This window comes from Streptomyces purpureus, from assembly GCF_014648195.1.
In the GTDB taxonomy this organism is placed as follows: Bacteria; Actinomycetota; Actinomycetes; order Streptomycetales; family Streptomycetaceae; genus Streptomyces; species Streptomyces purpureus.
Map to the genome: position 1 here is coordinate 1 of NZ_BMQQ01000051.1, position 5,078 is coordinate 5,078.

A 5,078-nucleotide genomic window follows, 5' to 3' on the forward strand; every position below is an offset into this window, starting at 1 on the left:
AACCCGGAAGCTAAGCCTTTCAGCGCCGATGGTACTGCAGGGGGGACCCTGTGGGAGAGTAGGACGCCGCCGAACAACCCGCCCTTTTAGCTCAGTCGGTAGAGCGTCTCCATGGTAAGGAGAAGGTCAACGGTTCGATTCCGTTAAAGGGCTCCATCGAAAAAGGCCCCCGCCGTTGGCGGGGGCCTTTTTTGTTTTCTCCGGCCCTGGGAAGGCAGAAGTATCGGGACTGACCCGAGGGCCGGCCACTCACGCCGGCCCTCAAGCCAATCCCGTTACGTCAGACGCCGTTCAGTGGCTCCTGGAGGCGCATCGCCAGGATGGCCATGTCGTCCGAGGCCGGCTCGGCCGCGAAGCGTTCCACGGCCCGCAAGACGCGGGCCGCCACCGCGCCGGCCGTGAGGCCCGTACAGGTGGTCAGGACGTCGATCAGGCCGTCGTCGCCGAGCATGCGGGTGCCCTCGCGGCGTTCCGTGACGCCGTCAGTGACGCACAGGAGCACATCGCCCGGGTCGAGGGTGATCGTCTGCTCGTAGAGCTCCAGGTCGTCCATCACACCGAGCAGCGGCTGGGGTTCGGCCGCCGGTGAGACCGTGCCGTCCTGGCGCAGGCGCAGCGGCAGAGGATGGCCCGCGCAGACGACCTTGAGGATGGCCGAGCCGTCCTCCTGCGGCCACATCTCGCCGTACAGCAGGGTCAGGAAGCGGCTGCGGGCGCCCTCGTCGAGGATGGCGGCGTTCAGGCGCTCCAGCACTGCGGGGCCGCCGAAGCCCTCGCGGGCCAACAGGCGCAGCGCGTGGCGGGCGAGGCCCGTGACGGCCGCGGCCTCCGGGCCCGTACCGCACACGTCGCCGATGGCGAAGCCGTAGGCGCCGTCCCGGATCGGGAACAGGTCGTAGAAGTCGCCGCCGACCTCGTTGCCCTCGCCGGCCGCGCGGTAGATGACCTCGACCTCGACCCCGGGGATCTGCGGGAGGCCCGGGGGCAGCAGGCTGCGCTGGAGGGACTGGCTGATGGCCATGCGCTCGGAGTAGAGGCGGGCGTTGTCCAGGGCCAGGGCCGCGCGGCGAGAGAGGTCCTCCGCCAGTTCCAGGATCTCCTGGCGGAAATGGTCGTCGGAGGGCTTGCCGAGGGTCAGCATGCCGATGACCCGGTTACGGGCCACCAGCGGCAGCACCACCGTCTCGCCGCCGACCGCGGAGGCCGTGGCGAGGGTGGAGCCGATACCGGAGGAGAGCGGGGTGCTGGTCAAACCCAGTTCGCGCTTGGAGACCCGCAGCGCGGCCTGGTGGGCGGCGTCGGCGGGGGCTGGCCAGACGCGGGCGCCGGGGGTCGGCACCGGGTCCGGGGGGTCGATCCGGGAGAGCAGGGCCTTGAGGCCGTCGATCCGGTCCTCGTCCTCGTGCAGGACGTACGAGAGGTACGGCTCGGAGGACTGGTCCGCGATCGTGTAGACGGCGCACCAGGTGGCGAGTGTCGGGACGGTCATCTGGGCCATCAGCGCGAGCGTCTGGTCGCGGTCGAGGGTGCCGGCGAGCAGGTCGGAGGCCTCGACGAGGAAGCTCAGGGAGCCGCGGCGCAGCCGCTCCAGCTCGCCCAGGCGGGCCGACTCGACGGCCAGGGCGATGCGGTCGGCGGCGAACTGGAGGCGCAGGGCCTCCTCGTTGGAGTAGCGGCCCGGGGCCTCGGCCGCGACCCCCAGGGAGCCGGTGAGCCGGCCTTCGACCTTCAGGGGCACGGTGACGACCGAGCGCATGCCGGTGCCGTTGAGGAGCGGTACGGCTCCTGGGACCGCGGCGAGGTCGTCGTGGACGGCCGGCATCCGGGCCGAGCCGTACCGACCGGTGCCGGCCTCGACGGGGACGCGGGCGAAGCGCTGGCGGGCCGAGGGGAGGCCGGTGGTGGCCCTTACCTCCAGTTCGGTCTCGTCGTCCGTGGCCAGGAGCAGGAAGGCGGAGTCGCCGTCGAGCATGTCGCGGGCGCGCTCGACCGTGCGCTGGAGGAGGCCGTCGAGGTCGTCGGGGGCCGGGGAGCCGATGAAGACCTCGAAGGGGTCCCTGCTGCGGTTCTCCCCGCCCCCGTCGGAGACGGGGGTTCGCTGTGGGGTCTGCAGGACGGCACGTTCGTGGTCCCGTACGAGCAGGCAGACCGTGGACGGCTCGCCGTTGGTGTCGCGGACGCGCAGGTGGGAGGCGTAGACAGGGACGACGCGGCCGTTGGTGTCGCGGATGCCGTAGCTGCCCTCCCAGCGGGAGAGCAGCAGGGCCTCGGCGATGCCGGTGCCGATGCCGGGGGTGTGCGGCCAGGCGGCGAGGTCGCCGAGGGGTTTGCCGACGACCTGCTCGGCGCCGTAGCCGAAGAGCTGCTCCGCGTCCTCGTTCCAGGAGGTGATTGCGGCGCCGCGGTCGATCTGGACCACGGCGACACGGACCCGTCCGTCGGTGGTCGGGAGCAGGTCGACGGGGAGGACCGGGCCGGCGGAGCGGGTGCCCACCGGGCGTTCGCGGAGGTCGAGTTGGAACCAGACCTGCTTGCGGGTGGGGGAGTACTCGACGCCCCAGCGGGTGGCGAGCGCGGCGCACAGGAGGAGGCCGCGGCCGTTCTCGCTGTCGTGGTTGGCGAGGCGGGGGCCGGTGCTCTGGATCGGGATCTCGCGCTCGGGATAGCGGTCGGCCACCTCGACGCGTACGCCGTCGTCCGTGCGCAGGCACAGGACGTCTGCGGCGGTGCCGGCGTGGATCACTGCGTTGGTGACGAGTTCGCTCGTGAGGACGACTGCGTCGTCGACGACATCGGCGTACCCCCAGCCCTGGAGGGTGTCCCGGACGAAGGCCCGGGCGGTCGCGACGGACCTCCCGACAGGGTCGAAGGTGGCGGCCGCCCGCGCGGTGATCACAGAACTCCTCGTACGCGTCTCGACGCCCGGCTGTGCCATGGTTGGCCCTGCCCCTCCCGGTGCCCGGTCGTCCGTCTCGCGCCCAGGCCGCCCCCGCCGGGCGGACGGGGCGGTTGGACAGCCGGATGCCAGGTTACTTACCTTCACTGTCCGAGCGGATGCCGGTCACCGCTGTTTCCGTCCCCCGGGGGCGGGGACGTTATGCCAAGCTGCCGAAGTGTTATGGCCTGGTTCGGCTGCGGTGAAACACTGGGAAAGCTTCCAGAGACAACCCGAGCACTACGGTCAACCCCTGCGGGAGGGACACGGTGGAGTCTGGCGTGACGGCGCGGGGCGGTAGCACGCGTACGAAAAGCGGACGGTCCCGGAGCAGTGGGACGGTCGAGGTCGACGCGGCGGCGCTGGAGCGGCTGCTGTCGGCGCTCGTCTCGATGAGGGACGGGAACTTCCGTCGGCGGTTGACGGTGTCCGGCGACGGCGTGATGGCGGAGATCGCGGCCGTCTTCAACGAGGTCGCCGACCGGCAGCTGCACCTGACCGGTGAGCTGTCGCGGGTGCGGCGGATGGTCGGGCGCGAGGGCAAGCTGTCGGAGCGGCTTGAGGCCGCCGCCAGCGAGGGCGCCTGGGCGGCGGCGATCGAGGCCGCGAACGCGCTCGTGGACGACATGACCCGGCCGGTCTCCGAGGTGGGACGGGTGCTGTCCGCGGTGGCGGAGGGCGACCTGGAGCAGCGGATGGAGCTGCGCTCGGAGGGGCCGGAGGGGCGGCCGCTGCGGGGTGAGTTCCTGAAGGTCGCGCGTACGGTCAACAACCTGGTCGACCAGCTGTCCGCGTTCACGGACGAGGTGACGAGAGTCGCACTCGAGGTCGGTACCGAAGGCAAGCTCGGCGGCCAGGCCCAAGTGCGCGGTATGTCTGGTTCGTGGCGAGATCTCACGGATTCCGTGAACACCATGGCGTACCGGCTGACGGCGCAGGTGCGTGACATTGCTCTCGTCACCACGGCGGTCGCCAAGGGCAATCTGTCTCGCAAGGTCACCGTCCATGTGGCCGGCGAGATGCTGGAGCTGAAGAACACCGTCAACACGATGGTGGACCAGCTGTCGTCGTTCTCCTCCGAGGTGACCCGTGTCGCGCGCGAGGTGGGTACGGAGGGCGAGCTGGGCGGCCAGGCCGAAGTGCCGGGCGTCGCGGGCGTGTGGAAGGACCTGACGGACTCCGTCAACACGATGGCGGGCAATCTGACCTCGCAGGTGCGGGGCATCGCCGAGGTCACCACCGCGGTGGCCAACGGCGACCTGTCGCAGAAGGTCACCGTCAGCGCGCGCGGTGAGGTGGCTCAACTCGCCGACACGATCAACCAGATGACCGAGACGCTGCGGACGTTCGCCGACGAGGTGACGCGAGTGGCGAGCGAGGTCGGCGCCGAGGGTCTGCTCGGCGGGCAGGCGCAGGTGCCGGGTGCCGCGGGCACGTGGAAGGACCTGACCGACTCGGTCAACACGGTCTTCCGGAACATCACGACCCAGGTGCGGGACATCGCCCAGGTGACCACGGCGGTGGCCAACGGCGACCTGTCGCAGAAGGTCACGGTCGACGTGGCCGGGGAGATGCTGGAGCTGAAGAACACCGTCAACACGATGGTGGACCAGCTCTCCGCCTTCGGTTCCGAGGTGACGAGGGTCGCGCGCGAGGTCGGTGTCGAGGGGCGCCTGGGCGGTCAGGCGGAGGTGCCGGGTGCCGCGGGGACCTGGAAGGACCTCACGGACTCGGTGAACACCGCGTTCCGTAACCTCACCGGGCAGGTGCGGGACATCGCTCAGGTGACCACGGCGGTGGCGAACGGTGATCTGTCGCAGAAGGTCACGGTCGACGTGGCCGGGGAGATGCTGGAGCTGAAGAACACCGTCAACACGATGGTGTCGCAGCTGTCGTCCTTCGCCGACCAGGTGACCCGCATGGCGCGGGACGTGGGCACGGAGGGCCGCCTCGGCGGTCAGGCACGGGTGGACGGTGTCTCCGGTACGTGGAAGGAGCTCACCGACTCCGTCAACTTCATGGCCGGCAACCTGACGTCCCAGGTGCGGCAGATCGCGCAGGTGACGACGGCGGTCGCGCGTGGTGACCTGTCGCAGAAGATCGACGTGGACGCGCGCGGCGAGATCCTGGAGCTGAAGAACAC

At 70.6% G+C, this 5,078-nt stretch carries 2 protein-coding genes, 1 tRNA gene and 1 rRNA gene; 3 read left to right on the plus strand and 1 reads right to left on the minus strand.

What is annotated here, in order from left to right; translation table 11 throughout:
* Positions 1 to 75, plus strand: a 5S ribosomal RNA gene (rrf, locus tag IEZ01_RS33380); the annotation flags it as partial.
* Positions 76 to 80: 5 nt separating this feature from the next.
* Positions 81 to 156, plus strand: a tRNA-Thr gene (locus tag IEZ01_RS33385).
* Between the two features lie 124 nt (positions 157 to 280).
* On the opposite strand, the gene IEZ01_RS33390 is transcribed toward IEZ01_RS33385, so the two are convergent.
* Positions 281 to 2,935: a SpoIIE family protein phosphatase gene (locus IEZ01_RS33390; protein WP_040875206.1), complete on the minus strand. Its 2,655-nt coding sequence runs from the start codon at positions 2,933 to 2,935 to the stop codon at positions 281 to 283.
* A gap of 392 nt (positions 2,936 to 3,327) precedes the next feature.
* Here IEZ01_RS33390 and IEZ01_RS35465 point away from each other — a divergent pair.
* A partial coding sequence (locus tag IEZ01_RS35465) for a HAMP domain-containing protein (protein WP_229833340.1) occupies positions 3,328 to 5,078 on the plus strand: 1,751 nt, incomplete at its 3' end.